General features: G+C 53.5%; 3 protein-coding genes. All 3 read right to left on the bottom strand.

Annotated features, from left to right (window positions below):
- Positions 1–496 precede the first annotated feature (496 nt).
- The 3 genes from RA27_RS00255 to RA27_RS00245 all read right to left on the bottom strand — a co-directional run bounded on the left by RA27_RS00255 (position 497) and on the right by RA27_RS00245 (position 19502).
- Positions 497–16120: an Ig-like domain-containing protein gene (locus RA27_RS00255; protein WP_152610612.1), complete on the bottom strand. Its 15624-nt coding sequence runs from the start codon at positions 16118–16120 to the stop codon at positions 497–499.
- 998 nt (positions 16121–17118) lie between these two features.
- A complete protein-coding gene (locus tag RA27_RS00250; RefSeq protein WP_039533832.1) occupies positions 17119–18447 on the bottom strand; it encodes a DUF1629 domain-containing protein in 1329 nt (442 codons plus the stop codon).
- A 254-nt stretch (positions 18448–18701) separates the two neighbouring features.
- Positions 18702–19502 (bottom strand): DUF4261 domain-containing protein, encoded by an 801-nt coding sequence (locus RA27_RS00245; RefSeq protein ID WP_039533829.1) that lies wholly within the window; start codon positions 19500–19502, stop codon positions 18702–18704.
- Between the last annotated feature and the right edge of the window lie 704 nt (positions 19503–20206).

Genomic DNA, 20206 nt, shown 5'->3' with positions numbered 1-20206 from the left:
ACGTTTGATTCAATTTTCTTTCAATCTTGTTTTGGATAACTTTGTCTCAAAGTGAGGAGCCTATGTTGTTTGCGTAACCATAAAGCAAATCCAGGTTCCGCACAGAGATTCTGTTGAAAACTGCGCGCGGTAAGTTTGCCTGACGACACCCCAGAATGTTCGTCGTTAGGTTGGCGCCACCATACAGCTTAATAGAATGAACAATAAGTGGGCCAATTGGAGGCTTGATGCAACGCTTACATTAGATCACTCCGTGAGCTTGTGGATCACTTGAAATGCACCATATCAATCTACCATCACCAATCGCATCCGTAACGCGGTCAAGCCCTAAATCTTTCCGGTAGGCGCTGACGTCAGACAAACTAAACCTGCAGACTCTCGTTATGAATGGCGGAGCCTCGGGTACAGGTCAAATCCCGGCATGACTCGCCAATGGCCACGATGCGCGAGCGAAGCTGCTGTTTGCCTTGAGAAAGAAAACAGCAGCTTTGGAAGCTTAGACAAACAAAAACTGGTCCTCAGTCAACGATGCAACGGCAATGCCATCAAGCTCTACAGAACCATTGTTCCATTCCACCCGTGTGCTTGAACCTGTATCGATGAAGGTCAAATCAGCATAGGTGCTCCCTTCGAGTTCGATGGTATCAATCCCTAGTTCGAAGTCAGTGATACTATCGACACCTTCAGCTTCGAGAGCATTGAAAACAAAGACGTCCGCTCCGCCGCCGCCAGTGAACACCTCATCAGCCTCAGTGCTGGTGAGAATATTGTTGCCAGACGTGCCAGTAACTTCGAGAGGCGCAGCGGCTGTCGCCGCTGCCGGAGGGATACTGCCGGGTGCGACAACATCGATGAACACCGATCCTGTTGAGCTGGTGCCGCCATAGTCGGTAACCGTGTAGACCATCTCAACGACGCCTGTGTAGTTGGCCAGCGCTTCATACTGGATCATCCCGTTAACGAATTGAAGACTCTGGGCGATCGTTGGAGCGACATTTGAGATGTATATACCATCTCCATTCGGATCACTGTCGTTCGCCAAGGCATCAATCAGAATCGTTCCGCCGCTCTCGACCGTGACATAGTCGTCAACGACAATTGGAGCGCCGTCGATCAGTTCTGCCACATCGATCTGCACCGAAGCTGTTGCCTCACCACCGTTGCCATCTGAAATGGTGTAATTGATCGTATCCGAGCCGTTGAAGTCCGTGTTCGGGGTATAGCGGATTTGCCCATTCTCGATCACAGCCGTGCCGCTCAGAGCGGCGGTGACCGAAGCGATGCTGAGTGTTCCGCCTCCGGCATCATCATTGGCCAGAACATCAATCAGAACAGATTCATTTTCTGTGGTCGAAGCCGTGTCGTTATTCGCAATTGGTCCGGTGTTTGGAGCAACGATGTCGATGAACACGGTACCGGTAGTGCTGTTGCCGTCAAAGTCTGACACTGTGTAGTCCATCTCGACAATACCGGTGTAATTTTCGAACGCTTCATATAGGATCTTGCCATCAACAAACTGAATACTCTTGGCAATTGTCGGGGCGACACTGGAGATGTAAATCTGGCCACCCTCGGGATCGCTGTCATTCGCAAGCGCATCAATAAGAATAGTACCGCCACTGACAATCGTGACATAGTCATCCACGACGATTGGAGCGCCCGTTGGTACCGCGTTGACCTGGATTGCAACCGATGCCGATGCAGTGCCGCCAGCTCCGTCCGAAATCGTATAGTTGATTGTGTCGGTCCCGCTAAAGCCGCTGGCTGGCGTGTAGCGGATCTGACCGGCTTCGATTACCGCTGTCCCGTTCAACGCACCCACAACGCCCGTGATGGTCAGAGCATCCCCATCCGGATCGCTGTCATTGGCCAGCACGTCGATCAGAACCGTGCCATCCTGATTCAGGCTTGCCGAGTCATTGATTGCGATTGGGACGTCATTGCCCTGTATCACGGTGACAGACACGGTTGCGGTGTCCGTGCCACCATTGCCGTCATCAATCGTATAGGTAAGGGTCTCGCTCCCGGCGAAACCCGCGTTGGGCGTGTAGCGGATCTGACCGGCTTCGACGGAGGCAGTCCCATTTGCCGCGCCTATGACACCCGCGATAGTCAACGTATTGCCATCTACGTCACTATCGTTGGAAAGCACATCAATCAGGATCGTTCCATCCTCATCAAGGCTTGCCATATCGTCTGAGGCCACCGGCGCGTCGTTCGCAGGTGTAACGGTGACGGTCACGGTTGCGGTATCCGTTCCATCGTTGCCATCGTCAACGGTATATGTCAGCGTCTCGCTGCCGTTGAAGTCGGCATTTGGCGTATAGCGGATTTGGCCTGCTTCGATGACAGCCGTACCGTTTATTGCCCCGGCAACCCCCGTGATCGTCAACGTATCCACGTCGATATCCGTGTCATTTGCCAGAACATCGATCAGAACCGTGCCATCTTCGACTACACTCGATGCATCGTCGACTGCTTCCGGGGCATCGTTGCTCGCGATCACGTCGATTGTCACCGTAGCGGTATCCGCCTCACCGTTACCGTCGTCGATTGTATAGGTCAGTGTTTCTGTGCCGTTGAAATCAGTAGTCGGCGTATAACGGATTTGACCCGCTTCGATGACAGCCGTGCCATTTGTTGCGCCGGAAACGGCGGTAATCGTGAGCGCATCGCCGTCAGCATCACTGTCGTTGCCCAAGACGTCGATCAGAACCGTGCCGTCTTCTGTCACGGTGATGCTGTCGTCAACGGCATCAGGTGCCGAATTTGCTGTTGCACCCCCCGCGAAAAGAAGGCCTCCGGAAAGCGCAAGGATTCCAGCAGTTTCGTTGGTGTGACCAACCTCAACGTTCTTGGATTGCTCTTCAGCCACAAACAAGGACACACCCGTCGCATCCAGGCTCTGCATCCGCACAGTTGAAGTGTCGCCACCATCTGTGCTTTGCATATCTGCTAGAAGTACGGGAGCCGACCCGAACGAGGTTGTAAAATCAAACCGGTCTACCCTTTCGTCCAGCTGATCCGCTGTACGGAAGGCTTCAAACCCGGCACCCGCCCCGCTTTCGAGCGCAATCCAGGAAACGGTTTCCGCAACATGCGCTCCGCTGCTTTCCTGTTCTTCGATCTGTGCCTGGAACCCGGTGTTGGTCACGTTGCGCATTCGGGTTGTGACCGCATCCGTTTCGTTCACGGATGTGACTTCCGAGAGCACGATTGGATTTACAAGGGTCTCGCCATAGCTCAGTTGTGTGAAGCCGGTCGAGACTGACGCTGTTCCGGCCACAATCTTTTGGCCAGACTCCAGTTCATGCGTCCCGGCCGAAACCGCAAGCCAACCGAGGCTTTCCAGGCCATGGGTCCCATCAAGGTAATCCCATTCATCAATCTGGAATTCAAAGCCAGTGTCCGTGACGTTCCTGACACGTGTCGTCACCGGATCGCCATCCACGTTTGTTACTGGCCCCAAAACAACCACCGCGTCGCTGATAGCTGCCGAGAACGAAACGCTGTGCCACTGATCGGGACCCGTCTGAGCGACCGAAACCGTTCCACTTTCGCCTATGGGCGTCGGAGCGGTGCCGCGACCGGAGATGGTGATGTTCGCTACAGCAGTCGCCGTGCCACCATTGCCGTCATCGACCGTGTAGGTGACCGTTTCCTGAGCGGTTTCTCCGTCGTTCAAGGTGGTATAGGCGCCATTCTGTTCAAACCGCAGACTGTTGTCCGGCATCAATTCAACCGACGCGCCAGAGTTTAGTGTTACGACAGACCCGACGGACACGGCCTGACCGTCTATCTCAGTGATAGTGAGCGTATGACCTTCGATATCCCCGTCATTGGCAAGGACATCAATCACAACCGCTATGTTCTCATCCGCAACAACGCTATCGTCCATGGCGGTGGGATCATCATTCTCAGCCGTTACCGTGACGGTCACACTTGCAGTATCCGATCCGCCATTTCCATCATCGACCGTATAGGTCAACGTCTCACTGCCATTGAAGTCGGCGTTCGGAGCATAGCGGATCTGGCCGTTTTCTACAGTCGCTGTGCCGTTAACCGCACCCGATACATCGCTGATCGTCAACGGGTCACCATCAATGTCGATGTCGTTGGCGAGTACATCGATAAGCATTGAGCCATCCTCGACAACAACAGCCGCATCCTGATTGGCCACTGGCCCATCGTTCTCGGGTGTCACGGTGACGATCACAGTCGCCGTTGCCGTGCTGCCATTCCCGTCATCGACCGTATAGATCAGTGTCTCGCTGCCGTTGAAATTCGCGTTCGGTGTATAACGAATCTGACCGTTTTCTATACCAGCCGTGCCGTTCAACGCACCGCTTACGCCAGTAATAGAAAGCGTATCACCATCAACGTCGCTGTCATTCGCCAGCGCATCGATCAGAGTGTCGCTGTCTTCAGCAACGGTGGCCACATCACTGACAGCGATCGGAGCATCATTGTCAGCTATCACGTCGACGGTAATCGTCGCCGTTGCCGTGCCGCCATTTCCGTCATCGACCGTGTAGGTCAAGGTTTCGACACCGTAGTAGTTGGCGTTCGGCGTATAGCGGATCTGATTAGCTTCGATGCTAAGGGTGCCATTTGCTGCACCTGTCACAGAGGTTATTGTCAGGCTATCGTCGTCAAAGTCGCTATCATTGGCGAGGACATCTATCAGAATTGACCCATCCTCGACTACACTCGCCGCGTCACTGTCAGCCGTAGGTTGGATGTTGCCATCACCGACTTTGATCTGGGTGGTCGCCGAACTGATGGCGCCAAAAACGTCAGTGACGGTGTAAACGAATTCTGCCAAGCCTGCGAAACCGGCGGACGGAGTGAAAGTTACCGTGTTTCCATCAAGTGCAACATCACCGCCAACCGGTGCCAGAACTGACGTGAGTGTCAGCGCATCGCCGTTCGGATCGCTGTCATTGGCCAGAAGTTCGCTGACATCAAAGGATATAGCCGTGTCCACAGCGGTTGTTGCCAGATCATCGGACGGAGTTGGAGCGTCGTTGTTGAGAGCTGGATCGGACAGGCGCAGAAGCTCGAAATAGTCCCAGTACGTGCCGTCGTCGAACTGCACTGCATCTGCTGAGGCACGAACGTCAACCAACCGGTTTTCCAGCGTCAGTGTGTCGCCAGTAGCAGTGATCGTCAGAACGATGTTATCGCCATCACGAGATACGACAACCTCGTCCGGCAATATTCCCGCGCCCAGACGCAGGACATCGATTTCGTGCTCATCCGAACCGCCATCTCTAATGATGTCGCTGCCATCACCAAGTCCGTATTCGTAGATGTCTTCGCCACCAAGGCCCTGCAGTATGTCATCCCCGCCGAAACCAGCCAGAGTTTCACCATCCGCCGAGCCGATCACGGTATCATCGCCAGCACCCGCGTTGTTCATGCGCGCAATGAACTCTTCCTGAAGCCATTCGGTGCCATTGTCGAAAACAATTCGGTCAATTTCACCACCGGGCCGGATCAGGTGATCCAAGACCGTAATGCTGTCGCCTGATCCGTAGGTGACAATCAGGTTTTCACCATTACTGCTGCGTGAAAAGCTGACATCCTCTTCGCTGACAGTGCCATCAAAAACAATGGAGTCTGATCCAGTCGTCACATGTTCATCAATGATATCAGCCCCATCGCCTGCTGAGAACCAATACTCATGATCGCCATAACCACCGCGCAGCAGATCGTTACCCTCTTCTCCGACCAGCACACCGCCGTAACCGGGATCAGAAAGTGTGTTGTTGCCGCTATCTCCGCGTATATGCGCTAGATTTGCAATCGCCTGACGACCGTTAATGCTCGAACCGTCCTCGAACTCGATCCGTTCGATCCCGCGCGCCTCATAACTGCGATAGAATTGGTTGGCGACGTTGATGACCTCGCCAGTTGGCAGGATGTCTATTCGCAACGTATGTCCGGAACGCGAGAGCTGAATATCAGCTTGATTCAGGTCGAGGAAAACAAGGCGGTCATCCGCGTCGAAAGACCGGTTGTCATCGAATATCCAGTCGTTTCCGTCGCCCGCCCGATACAGGAAAGTTTCCGCCGCGTCGTCATCTTCGAATGTGGGTCCGGAAACCAGAGTATCATTGCCCAGGCCACCATCGAAGGTATCGCCCCAATAGCCACCATCCAAACGTTCATCCGCACTTGTACCTAGCACGCGCGTTGCATTGTCGATTTGGTCGCGACCGTAGTATCTGCCATCGTCGAAAACTATCTCTTCAACGCCAGCGCGATACCCGTCGGTCACAGTGCGGCTATGGTGATCTGTGACTTCAAGAACTTCTCCGGTCGGAACATGTGTAATCAACAGATGGTCACCGGAAATAGTGAGCGTGACGTCGTTGATAGAAACACCCTGCATCACCAGAATATCTCTCTCTTCGACGTAGTCCCCGCCGGTTGCATCTACAATGCGATCGTTGCCGTCGCCGGGGCGCCACAGGTAGACGTCACTTGCGTTGATGGAACCCGTCAACACATCGTCACCCAACCCGCCATCAAAGGTGGTATCGGTGTACGAGTTGGTGCCGTTGCTCAGTGTATCCGCGTCTGTTGTACCAGTTTGCACATTCGCCGAGGCTGACGAAGCTGTCGCATTTGCGCGCAGCCAATCCCCATCGAGGATAGTTCCGTCAGATAAGATGATTTCTTCGATACCGCTGCCAGGTGCCGGAGCAACCATATCAACCAGTGTAATCGCCCGGTTGTCAGAGAACTCCCAAATCAGGAGGTCCCGACCGTTGTTATCGATACTCACATTGATGGGTTCGGACACGGAACCAAATTCAAGGTGCAATCTATCAACATCGGACACGTCCCCGATATCTTCGATTCTCACCCCATGGTCCGCTAACGCCCCTGGCAAATAAGTATCGCTGCCAGAACCGCCGGATAGATTATCATTGGCGGTATAGACCAGAGTATCGTCGCCCGCACCTGTGTTAATTGTACCGCCTTTACTGAAGGAGTATGTACCGCTGCCGCGATATAGATCGTCGCCATCGGTCGGGATTGCCTCAAGATAGGCCTTGGTGACATCGTCCAAATCCCAAGTTATCCCGGCGTCTTCGAACCTGACTTCATACTGCATCCGTCTGCCAAGATCGATGTCATCGCCGATGGTGATGCTTTCACCCGTATCTGCGATTACAAACCGATGGTAGACTCCCGATTGCGCATCGGGGCCCTCGATCCGTTCGACGCGAACATCCTCGGGTCGAATGTTCCCAACGAAACGGATTACATTCAGGTCTCTTTCAAAGAGGTTATACGGGCCGTACTCTTTGATTGTATCGTGACCGTAACCTCTTCCGAAGACATACACGTCGTCGCCGCCGTATCCCATTAGGACATCGTCGCCCGCCCCTCCATCCAGAACATCATCCTGGAATTCGTAGCCGTGCAGCACCTGATCGTCAGGTGTACCGGTGGTAAACAGGTCTCGAATGTACTCATAATTCCAGGCCGTGCCGTCGGAAAAACGAATTTCATCTATGACCGGAACCAAAACAAGCCGTTCATCGGAAGAGTTGGGGTCAAATTCTTCTAAGCTCACCTGGAATTGGCTACTTATCAAAATGGACTCACCGGTCGGAATGATATCGAGATAGAGATTATCCGATTGGTTTCCTTCACCACGCCGCATAACAACGTCGTTGGCGGTCAAGCTACCACCCAGCTGTAGAATGTCGAATGTTCTGTCGTCGCTTTCAGTGATTACGTCGTTGCCATCACCGGGTGCCCAGAAATAAATGTCATCCCCGAGCCCCCCGTAAAGCCGATCAACACCCGCCCCGCCTGTGATTAACTCATCCGCAGTTGTGCCAATGATAACATCATCTCCGGCAGTTCCGGTTCTGGCACCGTCACCAACGATCAGGTTATCCAAGTCCTGCAGTGTGAGTTCCGTTTCGTCTTCGAAGACAAAGCGATCAATTCCATACGAGCGACCAATCTGGAACATGTATTGATCAGTCAAAAGGATTGAGTCATCCGGAGAATCCTTCAGCCCGATACGCAACCCTGCGCGTCCTGGTGATGAACTAAGCCAGTTGGGTGCCTCATTCGTTAACTCGAACGTCAGGTCATCCACCGAAATTCCCGGTCCGAACCTGAGCGTATCTATGGTTATGGGTTTGTGGTCGTCACGGAGATCTATGATCTGGTCGTGGCCTGACCCATATCCAAACACATAAGTGTCGTTGCCGTAACCGCCTGCCAGCACATCGTCACCGGCTCCGCCATCCAAAGTATCGTCGCCATATAGTCCGATTAGCGTCTCGTCTGCGGCGCTTCCTGTAATAATATCGTCTGTAGAACCACCAACGATTTCCGAAGACGGCACGAGAAACGGCGCAACAAGATCATCGGCAGTCCAAATCGTTCCATCATGGAATTCCACGCGACTGATCGTCGGTTTTCCGTCGACCATTGGGTCAAACTGACCTTCGATTTCAAGTCGATCACCCGGCGAATTGGCAAAGGTGATGATCAGGTCATTCTCGTAATACTCATAATCTGCAATACCTGCATCATCAGTGTACCCTGTGCGGCTTAGGACAATGTCATCCGCAGAGATACCCTCGCCAAAACGAATTGTCCCTCCGGTTGAATCATCGCGTCGAGAGTCGGTATTGTCGCGGTCAATATAGTCCTGCCCGTCTCCCAGACCGAAGACGTAAATATCATCGCCACCGTTTCCTCGGAACGTGTCATTTCCCTCGTAACCTTGGAAAATATTTGCACCGCGGCTGCCGGTGAGGGTGTCGTCGCCAGTCGTTCCGTCCCTTGTACTTGTCGGATCACTTCTACGAACAGAGAGCGTAAAGTCCTGTTCGACTGTGAGCCCTGCATCATCCTCGGCGATCAGTCTCAGTTCAATCCCCAGCACAGGGTCTTGTGCAGACACAAGGTAAGATGGCGGTCTGCCAGTAACCGTCATAGCCACCTGGTCAAAACTCAACCATGTCGGCAGGTCCGAACCGTCAGCCATTTCAAGCCTCAGGAATAGCTCAGAATCATCCTCATCGGAAAAGTCAGCCGACGAAAGATCAACGAACATGTCCTGGTTCGAAAGCACTTCGGTGTCCGCAATGCTCCCGTTGGCTACAGGCGCGTCATTTACATCAGCAACACCAACATACAGGGTTTCGGTCCTGGGATCACCATTTGCATCAAGCCCTGAGAGTTCAAGCTCCAGCACTCCGACATCATCCGCGCCAGGTGTTCCTGTGAATGTACCATCCGCGAAGCTTAGCCAACTAGGAAGCGGATCGCCATTTGCAAGACTTATGACAACGCTTCCTGCATTTTGGAACACGCCCGATGGTAGCGTGAAGCTAAACGCTTCGTCTTCGATGGCCACCTGCGCTTCAAAAGGTCCACTTGGGGGAACGGGCACCATTTCGGGTTCAGCACCCGGCAACATTGTGCCGTTCTCAGCCATATGGCTGACCATCTCCGCCGACCACAGGGCACCGTCCGAGAACAAAATGCCCGCAACCGCATGACCATCGAAATGGTCCGTGATAGTGATTTGGTCGCCGGGCATTCCAGGGAATGTCAATACCAGATCGTCTCCGACCCGCGCGAAGGAAACATCGTCAGACGTCAGGCCACCGCCGATTGTCAGACCATCTTCATTGCCCGCACCACTATCTGCGATGACGTTGACGCCGTCTCCGGGATTGAAGGTGTAGACATCCGCTCCCAGACCTCCATCAATCTGGTCATTACCCTTGCCGGCACGGAAGACATCTGCGCCGTCTGTGCCGACGATAAAATCGTCACCATCAGATTGTGAATCTGCAAGGCTCCGCTCTTCGATGGCAACGCGATTTAGGAAAGTGCCATCCGTAAAGCGAATCTCTTCCAATCCGCCATCCGCAAACTGATCGACAACTCGAACCGTGGCACCATCCTGTGTACGGATCAAAAGATCGTCCGGGTTTGCTACGTCGCGCAATAGCTGCGTGGATTGGCTGTCGACAGATGTTTCAAACTGCAACCGATCCGTGCCGGTCGTAGCGCCTTCAACGATGACATCGTCACCATCACCAAGACGATAGACATACGTGTCGCCACCTGCTCCACCATCAAGCGTATCGCTCCCGGTGCCGCCGTCCAGCGTCTGCTCGCCTTCGCCGCCGCTTATCACGTCATCTCCTGCGCTGGACTGTTCCTCCGCCAGCTTCGAGATCAGAGTATCCCGGGTCCAGACATCGCCATTTGTAAAGGCTACGCGCTCAACCCCCGCGCCACCTCCCGACAGTTGACCCGACAAAGTGATGGTCTCAGACCCAATAGTCAAAATCAGATCATTACCGTTGCGCTCGACCGTTACGTTTTGCGGTACAATACCCGCCCCCAGTTCAAGGGTGTCGGTTTCACCAGCTTCCGCACCGCTGTCTGCGATCACATCCGAACCGCCGCCTTGTTCGTAGACATAGGTATCGTCACCACCTGCGCCATCGAAGGATTCATCGGAGCTGGTTCCGGTGATCGTCTCATCGGCGTCCGAACCCGTCCCCGAGGCATCGCCGGTTCGCCGTGCCAGTTCATCCGCATTCCAGATCGTTCCGTCTTCGAACCTGATGCTGTCAATGCCGTCATTCGCAAACAGACCTGCCGGTCCAAAGTGGTTAATATCGGTAAGTGTATCGCTGCCCGTGGTGAACGAGATGATCAGATCATCATTCTCGGGTCCACCCCGGCTGATGATCGTTTCGTCGGAGGTATAGCCAAGGATCTGAACTCTGACGTCATACTCTCCGTTGAACAGGAATGTATTGTCGCGCACATGGACCCGATCATTGCCATCGTTTCTGCCAAATATGATCGCAGTATTGGCATTCAGATCGTTGTGGAAATCATCTCCGGCCCCGCCATACTGAATCTTCCAGTTTCGATCTTCAAACTCCGCAGAACCAACAATTGCATCGTCCCCGTCGGTAGAGCCAACTGCCAAGGTTAAGAGCTCTTGTCCGGTAATGCTGAAACCGTCCGAGAACCGGATTTCCGTCGGCAGCCCGCCAGAGAGTGCATCGACCAGATGAATGTGATCCGTTGTACCGTTTGCAAAAGAAATACGCAGCCCAGGCGGCGTATTTACTGTGCCATCGAAGAACTCGAACCGCATCATGTTCAGCGTCAACCCAGGCCCCAGCTCAAGGATTTCCACATCGCCCGAGGCACCGCCGGACCGCATGTCGATCTCGTCCTGACCGTCGCCGAAATTGAAATGGTACGTGTCAGAGCCCGCACCACCGGTTAGTTCGTCATTTCCACGTCCACCCGTCAGGATGTCGTCACCACCATCTCCGTGTAACTCATCATCGCCCGCCCCTCCGGACAGGGTGTCGGCACCGGCGCCACCTCCAACAAAGTCGTTATCGCCGTCGCCTGAAAGGTCATCCGCGCCAGCCCCACCAAAGATCAGGTCGTCGCCGGTTCCCGCATGGACCGTGTCGCCACCATCACCGCCGGTGATGACGTCCGCGCCATCATCGCCGGTGATCTGGTCCTCTCCAGATCCGCCCAGCAAATAATCCGCTCCGTCGCCGCCGGAGATCTGATCATCGCCATCCCCTCCGACAATACGGTCGCGCTGTTCTGTTCCGTTCAAGACGTCGGCACTATCGGTGCCATGCTGAGATGAAGGAATCTCGCCAGCGATTTCTGCGATGGCTGCGATTTGTGCAGAGGAAACGATCTGCCCGTCCGCGAACTCAAAATCACCAAGGCTTTGCCAGCGGATTTCGCCCCATCCACCGCTGGTACTTACCCATTTGCGTTGAACCCAGTTCTGAACATAGACACTGTTCAACCCGTCACTGGTTTGCATCAACAGGTCCAACCCCTGGTCGCCCGTTGCCAGGAACGTGAAGTCGCTCAGAGTATGGTGCGTGAAAACCATACGGTTTTCAGAGCCGTCAGCGAATTCGCTGCGTCCGTCGATGACGCGGTCATTTCCGAACCCTGCACCAAAGACATAGGTGTCTCGACCTGTCCACCCAATCAGTGTGTCATCACCCGCCCCACCGACAAAGGTGTCGTCACCTTCGCTGGAGTACGCGCGCCCCAATTCGTCGTCGCCCGCTCCGCCGATCAGCGTATCATCGCCAGCACCATCCTCAATAAGGTCATTGCCGGCACCACCGTCGATCACATCGTCATCGGGTGTCCCGTAGATCCGATCATTTCCATCTGTAACCTGCTCCTGGTTGGACCGTTCGTAAATATAGTCGCGGGTCCACACTGTCCCATCGGCGAAGTTTATCAGATTGATCCCACGGCCATCGAAATAACCGTTGATTTCGATCATTCCACCGTCATCGCCCGCGATGATCAGGAACAGATCACCGGGATTGCTAGCGGTCTCGACATATTCCTCACCATTCCAATAGACACCCGAGACCTCGCCACCGCCGCGCTGGATGGAGACATCTTCCGGTGCGATGCCCTCGCCCAGCAACAGTCGGTTCGAAGCCGAGGGGTCGGACGAGGTCGCGCCATCGGTGATCTGGTCATTTCCGTCACCGAGGTTCCAGATGTAGTCGTCTGCCCCGCCAGCGCCGGACAGATGATCGTCGCCCTGCCCGCCGATCATGATATCTCGGCCGTCGAAACCGATCAGGTTATCGGCTCCGGATGTGCGGTTTTGCGCAAGGTAGATCTGTTCGATATCGGTGCGGTTCCAGATGACGCCATCGGCAAACTCGATGCGATCCACCCCGCCTGAACCCGCGCTGCCGTCGGACGCATACTGACCGAAAATCGTGACGGTTTCACCGCTGGAAGCAATTGTGAGGACCGTGTTCGACACGGTACTGCGCGTGATCTGGATATCTGACGCAACGATTCCGGGGCCGAAACGCAGCGTATTGAAACCGCTGCTATCGGTGATTGAATCGGCACCGTCACCAAGATCGAAGAGATAGGTGTCGTTGCCGCCGCCGCCGTTCAGGATGTCACGACCGATTCCACCTGCCAGGATGTCATCGCCGTCCCCTCCATCAAGCTGATCGCGCCCGGCACCGCCCAGCAATAGATCATTACCAGATCCGCCGGTGATGATATCCGCGCCGCCACCGCCCGAAATATCGTCATTGCCGCCGTAACCTTCCATTACGTCGGCTCTTTCCGTGCCGCGCAATGTGTCGTCGTCTGCCGTGCCCTGCAATATCGGCGTCGGCTCACTGCGATCGGGAACGTCCAGATAGCTTTGCGGTACATCCGCTGTCGGGCCCAACTCCTCGAACGTCCAGGCCGCCTGGGTCGCGGTGTCGAGTTTCGACCAGTCCTTGATCCGGATACTGTCCCCGGTGCCATAGGTGATCAGATAATCCGTCTGTCCAGCATCGCCCGGCACTTCTTCATAAGTGATGGATGCGAAATCCACGTCACTTCTGAACCGGATGACGCCGCCTTCGGAACTTGTATCGATGATCGTGTCGGCACCGTCGCCGACGTCGAACACATAGACATCACGCCCGCCAGCGCCGACCAGCGTATCGTCCCCCGCGTGGCCGATCAGCGTGTCGGCACCTGCGCGCCCTCCGAGTGTTTCGGATTGATCCGAGCCCTGACGCACGAAACCGCTATCGCTGCCCGACGATCCCTCTGGCGCGGCCGCCGCCGCTGCCATCGGTGGCTCCGGGTTTTGTCCTGACGAAAGATTCTGCGGAACAAAGCCGAGTGGCTCGAGAAGACCGCGAATATACTCGTCCGAGAAATTCGCGTCGCTTAGATCTTGTTCGGTGACGAGCTTCCCATCTCGTGCCGTACCGTTGCCCGGAATATCAAAGCCCTGACCGGCTGCCTGAATCTCGAGCCGGATGCCCAAGTCGCCCTGCTTCCAGTTGTTGACGATGATCTCCTGCCGCGCAGCGGTGTCCTCGGGGTCAACGATGATCGTCAGCTTTTGCCCGCCGCCTTCCTGCTGTTCGCCCAGAATGTACTGTTCACCATGCACCCCAAAATACTTGCGGCTCTGGATCGGCTGATAGGCGGTCTTGAACTTTGTGTTCTCCAGTATCGCCATCGCGATGAATGTGGTCCCCATGAGGCCCGCCCAGAGTGCGCCGCCAAGTCCCCCCGTTGCGCGTGCGGTCAGCGCACCGATCCCGCCGCCGACGCCGGCAACTGCAAGGCCGATATCCGCGACCCTCTGATACGCCTCCAGCGCGCCGTCGAGATAGGCCTGCTCTTCCAGGATTGGGTCGTAACCGGTGTTGTTGAATGCAGGGTAGTAGCGAGACGCACCCAGATTGTGGGCATAGTCGAACTTGTCGAGGTCAAACCCCGCGCCGCCAAGCAGCTGCTTGTCGCCGTCAATGGTCAGCAGCTGATCCTGACGCGCGGCATCTGTCAGCGTCGGGTCCAGCGTTATAATACGAGTGCCTTCGGTGCCCTGCGCTGCCACGTCGAAATTGTGAACCAAGAACCCGCCATCCGGTATCTCTTCGGGATCGGTCGAGTCAGTTGCGCGTTGCGCGAACGTGACCTCGGCCTCTCCCCAATCCAGCTCCAAAAACGGGGTTTGTTTTTCACCATCGGCAGCCGCGTCACCGGTCAGGCTCAGGCCATCAATGCCCGAGATATCCCAGGCCCCCATTTGGCCCAGATCCAGCTCTGCCTGTTGCGGGTTTTGATAGGACAGAATCGCGTCGAAATGGTGCGACGCCAGATCGAAAGCCTCGAACGAAATAGCCTGATCCACGACCGCACCGTTTTGATACGTGGCCGACAAAACGCCATCTTCTTCGGCAATGGACATGTTCAGCGCATCGCTTTTTGCGCTCAGGTTCAGGGTATCGTCACCGTCCTGACCATCCAGAATGATGCCCGCTGCCGTGTTGGAGGATTCCCCGACCAGATGGAGGACATCGTCATCGGTACTAAGCTGAAAACGCTCCTGACCGGTTCCATCATGTCCAAGCAGGACGTTTACAAAATTGTCCCCGTCCTTCTGCGGATCTGCGATATCATAGAGCTTTCCAACAAGCTCTGCCGGCAGTGCCGACCTGATAAAATCGTCAAACCCGTCCCGCGCCGGCTGATCGCCGGTGGCGGCACGGTCTTCGGTCGTGCGCTTCATGAAGTCTTCGGGTGTTGCGCGTTCGTCCGAGAAGATTAGGGCCGTTTCGACAGGCTGGCTGGACGTGACGAACAGCCGGTAAAGATCCTCATTGGCGTCCCCGTCCATGTGGATAATGTTGGCGTTCCAGTGATTTCCGTCGGACGTATCGATACCACCTTGCAGCCATACCTCATCCGTACCATCGCCAGCAGAAATAAAGTTGAAACCGCTACCCGCGAAAATAGTATCGTCACCGGCATCGGTGCGAATCCAGTCGTTCCCGGCATTCGATGTTTCGCTGAAGCCCTGAACCCGGGCATCACCCACGGTATAATCGACATCGCCGGTCAACAAGGCGCGGTCGTGCCCGTCGCCCAAGTAGACGTGGAGAAACTCCTGCGCACCACCTTCAAAATGGGCTGTCACAATATCGTCGCCGCCCATTGCGCTGATCACTTGCAGGTTGACAATATCCTGCGCGGACCCGTTTATGTCCGCGTCGTCCGTTATCTGAATGATGTCGGCATCGTTGTCGCCATTTAGAACTGTGGAGACCTCATCATCGGTCGCCAACAATGTGCTAAGACGAATATCTGGAACAAACTCGGCATACTCTTTGACCACGTCGAAACCGGCGCGGGCAACGTCCACCCACTCGGCGTCCGGATATGCGATTTTTAACAAGTCAAGCGCTACATCAATCAGATCGATGCTGTCTAGCACGCTATATACAATACGAATGGCGAACCCAACGCCGCCAGAGACTGCCCCCAGTACAACGGATTCAATACCAACAATGAGTGCCTCTTTGGCAGCTGCGCGAAGCGTATTCGCGTTGAGGACGTCGGTAAGTTCCAAATCCTCCATCAACTCACCGAGCGTTTTGTCTTGCCGCTCCGCTATTTTTACCAGCGCCACACCAATCGCACCGATGGCAACGACAGAGACCGGCCCTTCCCCCTTTAACCCTCCTGAGTCATTGGTGAGGTTTCGGAGATCCGGCACCGTCGCCTTTAAGTTGAGCAAGTTGACTTTGTCGACGAGTTCTTGGGAAATACCATTTAGGCCACTTATCCCCGTTAACAGCGTCCTGAACGGCAGCCCATCATCCGCCCCACGCATACCGCTAAAAATGTCCTCAAGAGTTCCAGAGCCTATACCGTCAGGAAGGTTCAGCAGCGAAGTCCGCAGCGCGGTATTTGTAAAAATTTCACTTGAAGTAAAAGCGTTCGCGTTCACTTCTTTGGCGAGTAATTCGTCAAGTATTGCGCCCGTTGATTTACCTTCAACAGCCGATAGCTCTGCGAGTCTCGGGTCTGTTTGATTTAAGAACACTGAAGGGCGCGCATCCAATTCGCCCTCAAGGTCAAGATGGTCTCCATCTAAAAAGTCGGCGTCGTTTTGTAGTTCGAGTATCTGGCTTGCACCTGGTACAAGTTTCGTTCGCAGATAAATGGAGGCTAATTTGAATATCTCTACTTCTTCTGCAAATGTATCCGCTACCCTTGCCTTGAAAGCGGCCTCGTCAACAATCTCACCTGAGGCATCTATTATGTCACTTCCTTCTGACGTTATTTCGTCAATTAGCTCCGTTACCTTTGCCTTGAAGTCAGTTTCTTTTAATCCGTCTATGCCATTGAGCATCCGCTCGGTGGCAAGGTCATATCTAGGGTGCGAACCAGTATGGGACGAACCTTTGGTATCCAAGACACCTTCAGGGTGAATAGTCTCTGGATTCGGTAGGTACCCCAAGTTTACAACGCCATTTACATCAATGGCTCCAAACGAATGAAGAAATCTTGTTGCAAAGACGTCATTGGCCACGTCCGTGCCAACAAAATGGTGGCGTTGACCTTCGCTGATAGAAGGCATGCTACTTGGGAAGCTCTTTGAAACAGAAGGGAGGTTCTCAATATCAAGCAGAATGTCATTAATATTCATCAATTCTCACCTCTAGAACGTATTTCTTTTAATGATTTTGCCGACCAGTTTTTTTGAGTGCGCTAGGCTTTCCTTAATGCAACGCCTTCTCCCACACGCTCTAACCCGGTCAACTTGGCATTCTCTATCTCGCTCCAAAGGTTTGAAGAAAAATAGTAACTTCCCTGCTCATCCTTCCAGAACAAAGAGTTTTCCAGCTGGGCCTTATCAACCACGTCTGGGTCAAAAGCGTCCAACCCGAGTTGTCCGGTCAGCCTGATACCTGCGCTAATTTTTTTCGATATTTCCGGAATAAAAGGCCGCAGAATTTTGGGTGTAACAACACAATACCCCTCAGGTTGCGGAAAGCCCTCGCTGAACTGGGTTTGCACAAAGGTAACCGGAGTAAAAGTTACATCATTTGCCGCAAATCGCCGCAACACATCTTGTGCCTTAGGGGACGCAAGTAGTCTGGAACTGTCCCTGAAGAAGTCTGTGTATTTCTTTTGCGTTCTGGCAGAAAGACGAATAACAGCATCAGTATCCCGAACTGACGAGTCTGCATTCGAAGGCGCACCACCAGTTTCTGCGCTTCTAATCCATGGAATAACAAAAGTGGTATCACTGGGCTCGTAGACACCTTCGAACAGCTTCGGCGCTCCGGTCGCCACCGTCGCAGTGTCGCCGTCGTCGAGCAATGTGACTTCATAAGCCGGGCCCAAGCCCGTCACATTCTCAGCCTGTAGTTTTTCCATCACTTCATCAGAACAATACGTGAAACCGGGAGAGGCTACGTTGCAGGGCGCGGTTCTTTCATTTCTAATTCCCGACCAAAACCGATAACCCGAGACAGAACTTCTCTTCGCATAAAGTTTGGGGTCTTGATCGTGGTCGGCCAGATCCCAGCCAGCCCACCGACGATAGATCGAAATCAGGTTGGAGCGATCCTCCAACAGCACATCCGCAAATTCCCGGAACATCATCAGGTACCAGTCCTGCTCGAGTATCGCGAATTTTGGTCCAGACAGCTTAACCTTTTCGAAATGCACAGCGCCGGGTGCAACACCGTCCAAAATCAGGCGAAAACGATCTGAAACAAAATAATTTCCGCCAGCACCAAAAATAACATCGGGGAACTTACCGCCAGCCTCTTCCAACGGAACATTTTTGCCATCAGCGTCATAGCACATCAGCTTAAATGCAATCGGAAGATTGACCGGATCAAACGCGGTATCAGGATTTCGAGATCTAGGCAGATTGCGCTTTGTTACCAGCTGGGAACCAAGGCCAACAGATCTGAAAATTCGCGCATCATCTTTGTTATGCCAATATTCAGATAGACCGGCGGTCACACGGAACGAATACCCGAGGTTTTCGCAAGAAGGTTGCTGAGGAAGTATCAACCACGTCATGTTTTTTCCGCCTGATCGATACCGAACTCCATTATTTCAATTAAACCTTCGACTAGAGGACAGCACTGCACCTGCACACATTGTCGGCACGTATTGACGGCACGCGCTTTGGTAGAAGTTAGCGGCAATCGACAAACGCTCAGAGCGAATACTCAAACAGTATTCCCCTTAAGGTAGTTTTGTGAACCCCATTTTTTTAATTTTTTCAGAGATGCTTATTTCTTATCAGAGACATAAGGTTGTTATGCACAATCTTAAGGGGATTTGATGGCGTGCTGTTTCTCGATACTTAACCGGATTACAGGCGCGTTTGAACTGAAGCCGTGATCTGAAAGGGTTGCCCTCAAAATCATATTGTCATCCAATCCCAGCGTGTCGCCAGAACTTATTTCTGCCCCTGTCTCGATCAGATAACGCGCTACAAAGAGGATCTGTCGAGCCACTTCAGAAGCTTTTAGGTCGCACGGCAAGAAATCAATTTCGCGATCACCAAATCTACTCAAACCTTTTGTGGAGGCGGCAAGCTGTACGCGGCCATTTGGTTTGTCAGAGTCGGCGCGATACCATTTGATATGAACCCACGTACCTATCAGACCGATTGAGATCGGGTCTTCTTGAATAGCTTCTACAAAAAAATCGGTGGGAACCAACGCGCCAGATGAAGGCCAATACAAAGCCAATGCCTCGACTTTCTCTGCATACAAGGCAGCCAGCTTTGATACTGCGCGGTACGACTCGACGATGTCGGCAGACTTCGGCACAACTTCATTTGTTCCGATCACAAGACATGCAGAGCATTGCTGTAAAACGGTTGTCGCTTCGGGCCATGTTCTGGCCTCTTCTATTGCTTTCTGAGCAATGGGCTCACTCAACGGATTTGGGTCGAAAGCAGCAGACACTGAAGTGCCCGCAACATCGTATTCTATGAGCGGTACAGAAAGCTCACGGTTGATCTCAGTGATAGTATTTTGTGTCTCTCCGAGTTCAAGCACTTGCTGAATAGATGAAGCTTCTTTGAGCAACACAATCGCAACTACGGGGTTGTCGTGGTCCATTGGGAAAACTCCACTAAATGTCATTATAGAACAAAAAAACTCGTGAGAGCGCAGGCTACCTGCGGCCGGAAATTATGCTTAGAAGGCAGATTTCGTGACGTTTTTCTCACGTCTCCAAGTCCTTTCTGCTGACAATCTCCCAAATCACACAATCACTAATTTCTTTGCCATGTCAACCTTCAATTCCAAAATTTCTCCTTTTACTTCAATGCATTAGATTGCAATCCGATGTTTGCTAGCTGATGTGATTCAGGCGGCTTATTTTGGACTCACGACTGTTAACCAAAATGATCAGTCATTTTATCTCTCACTTTCGTGGCCTGGATCATATGACCTGACCGAGACCAAGGGACTACGAGTCGAGACAAAGCCAGCACAAGAAAACCTCAGAATGTGCCGACTTTGTTTTGTGTTATCTCAGTTCGCTAGCCGCCACCTTACGGATACCCGACACGTTCCCTATTGGAGCAACGTGTCAATCAAGAATTTCATTCTGCGATGTCATCTTTGTAGCCGTCGATGAAGCACTGGAAAGGCATGGCATCCGGCTTGGAAAACCGTGGTTGTACAATTGGGTGTTTCAATACCTCGCTACCAACGAACATTCTGCCTTCCAAAAGCACAGGCAGACCATAGCACCCGCTCCGCTCATTTGTCGGGTTGTCGACTTACAAATCAGGAAGGTCGGGAGACGCACCGTCATG

Source organism: Ruegeria sp. ANG-R (genome assembly GCF_000813985.1).
Lineage (GTDB): Bacteria > Pseudomonadota > Alphaproteobacteria > Rhodobacterales > Rhodobacteraceae > Ruegeria.
This window is presented reverse-complemented; position numbering and strand designations above follow the sequence as displayed.

Bases quoted from the DNA above. Each gene is read 5' to 3' on its own strand.
- RA27_RS00245 (WP_039533829.1), bottom strand. From the start codon at position 19,502: ATGGACCACGACAACCCCGTAGTTGCGATTGTGTTGCTCAAAGAAGCT.
- RA27_RS00250 (WP_039533832.1), bottom strand. From the start codon at position 18,447: ATGACGTGGTTGATACTTCCTCAGCAACCTTCTTGCGAAAACCTCGGG.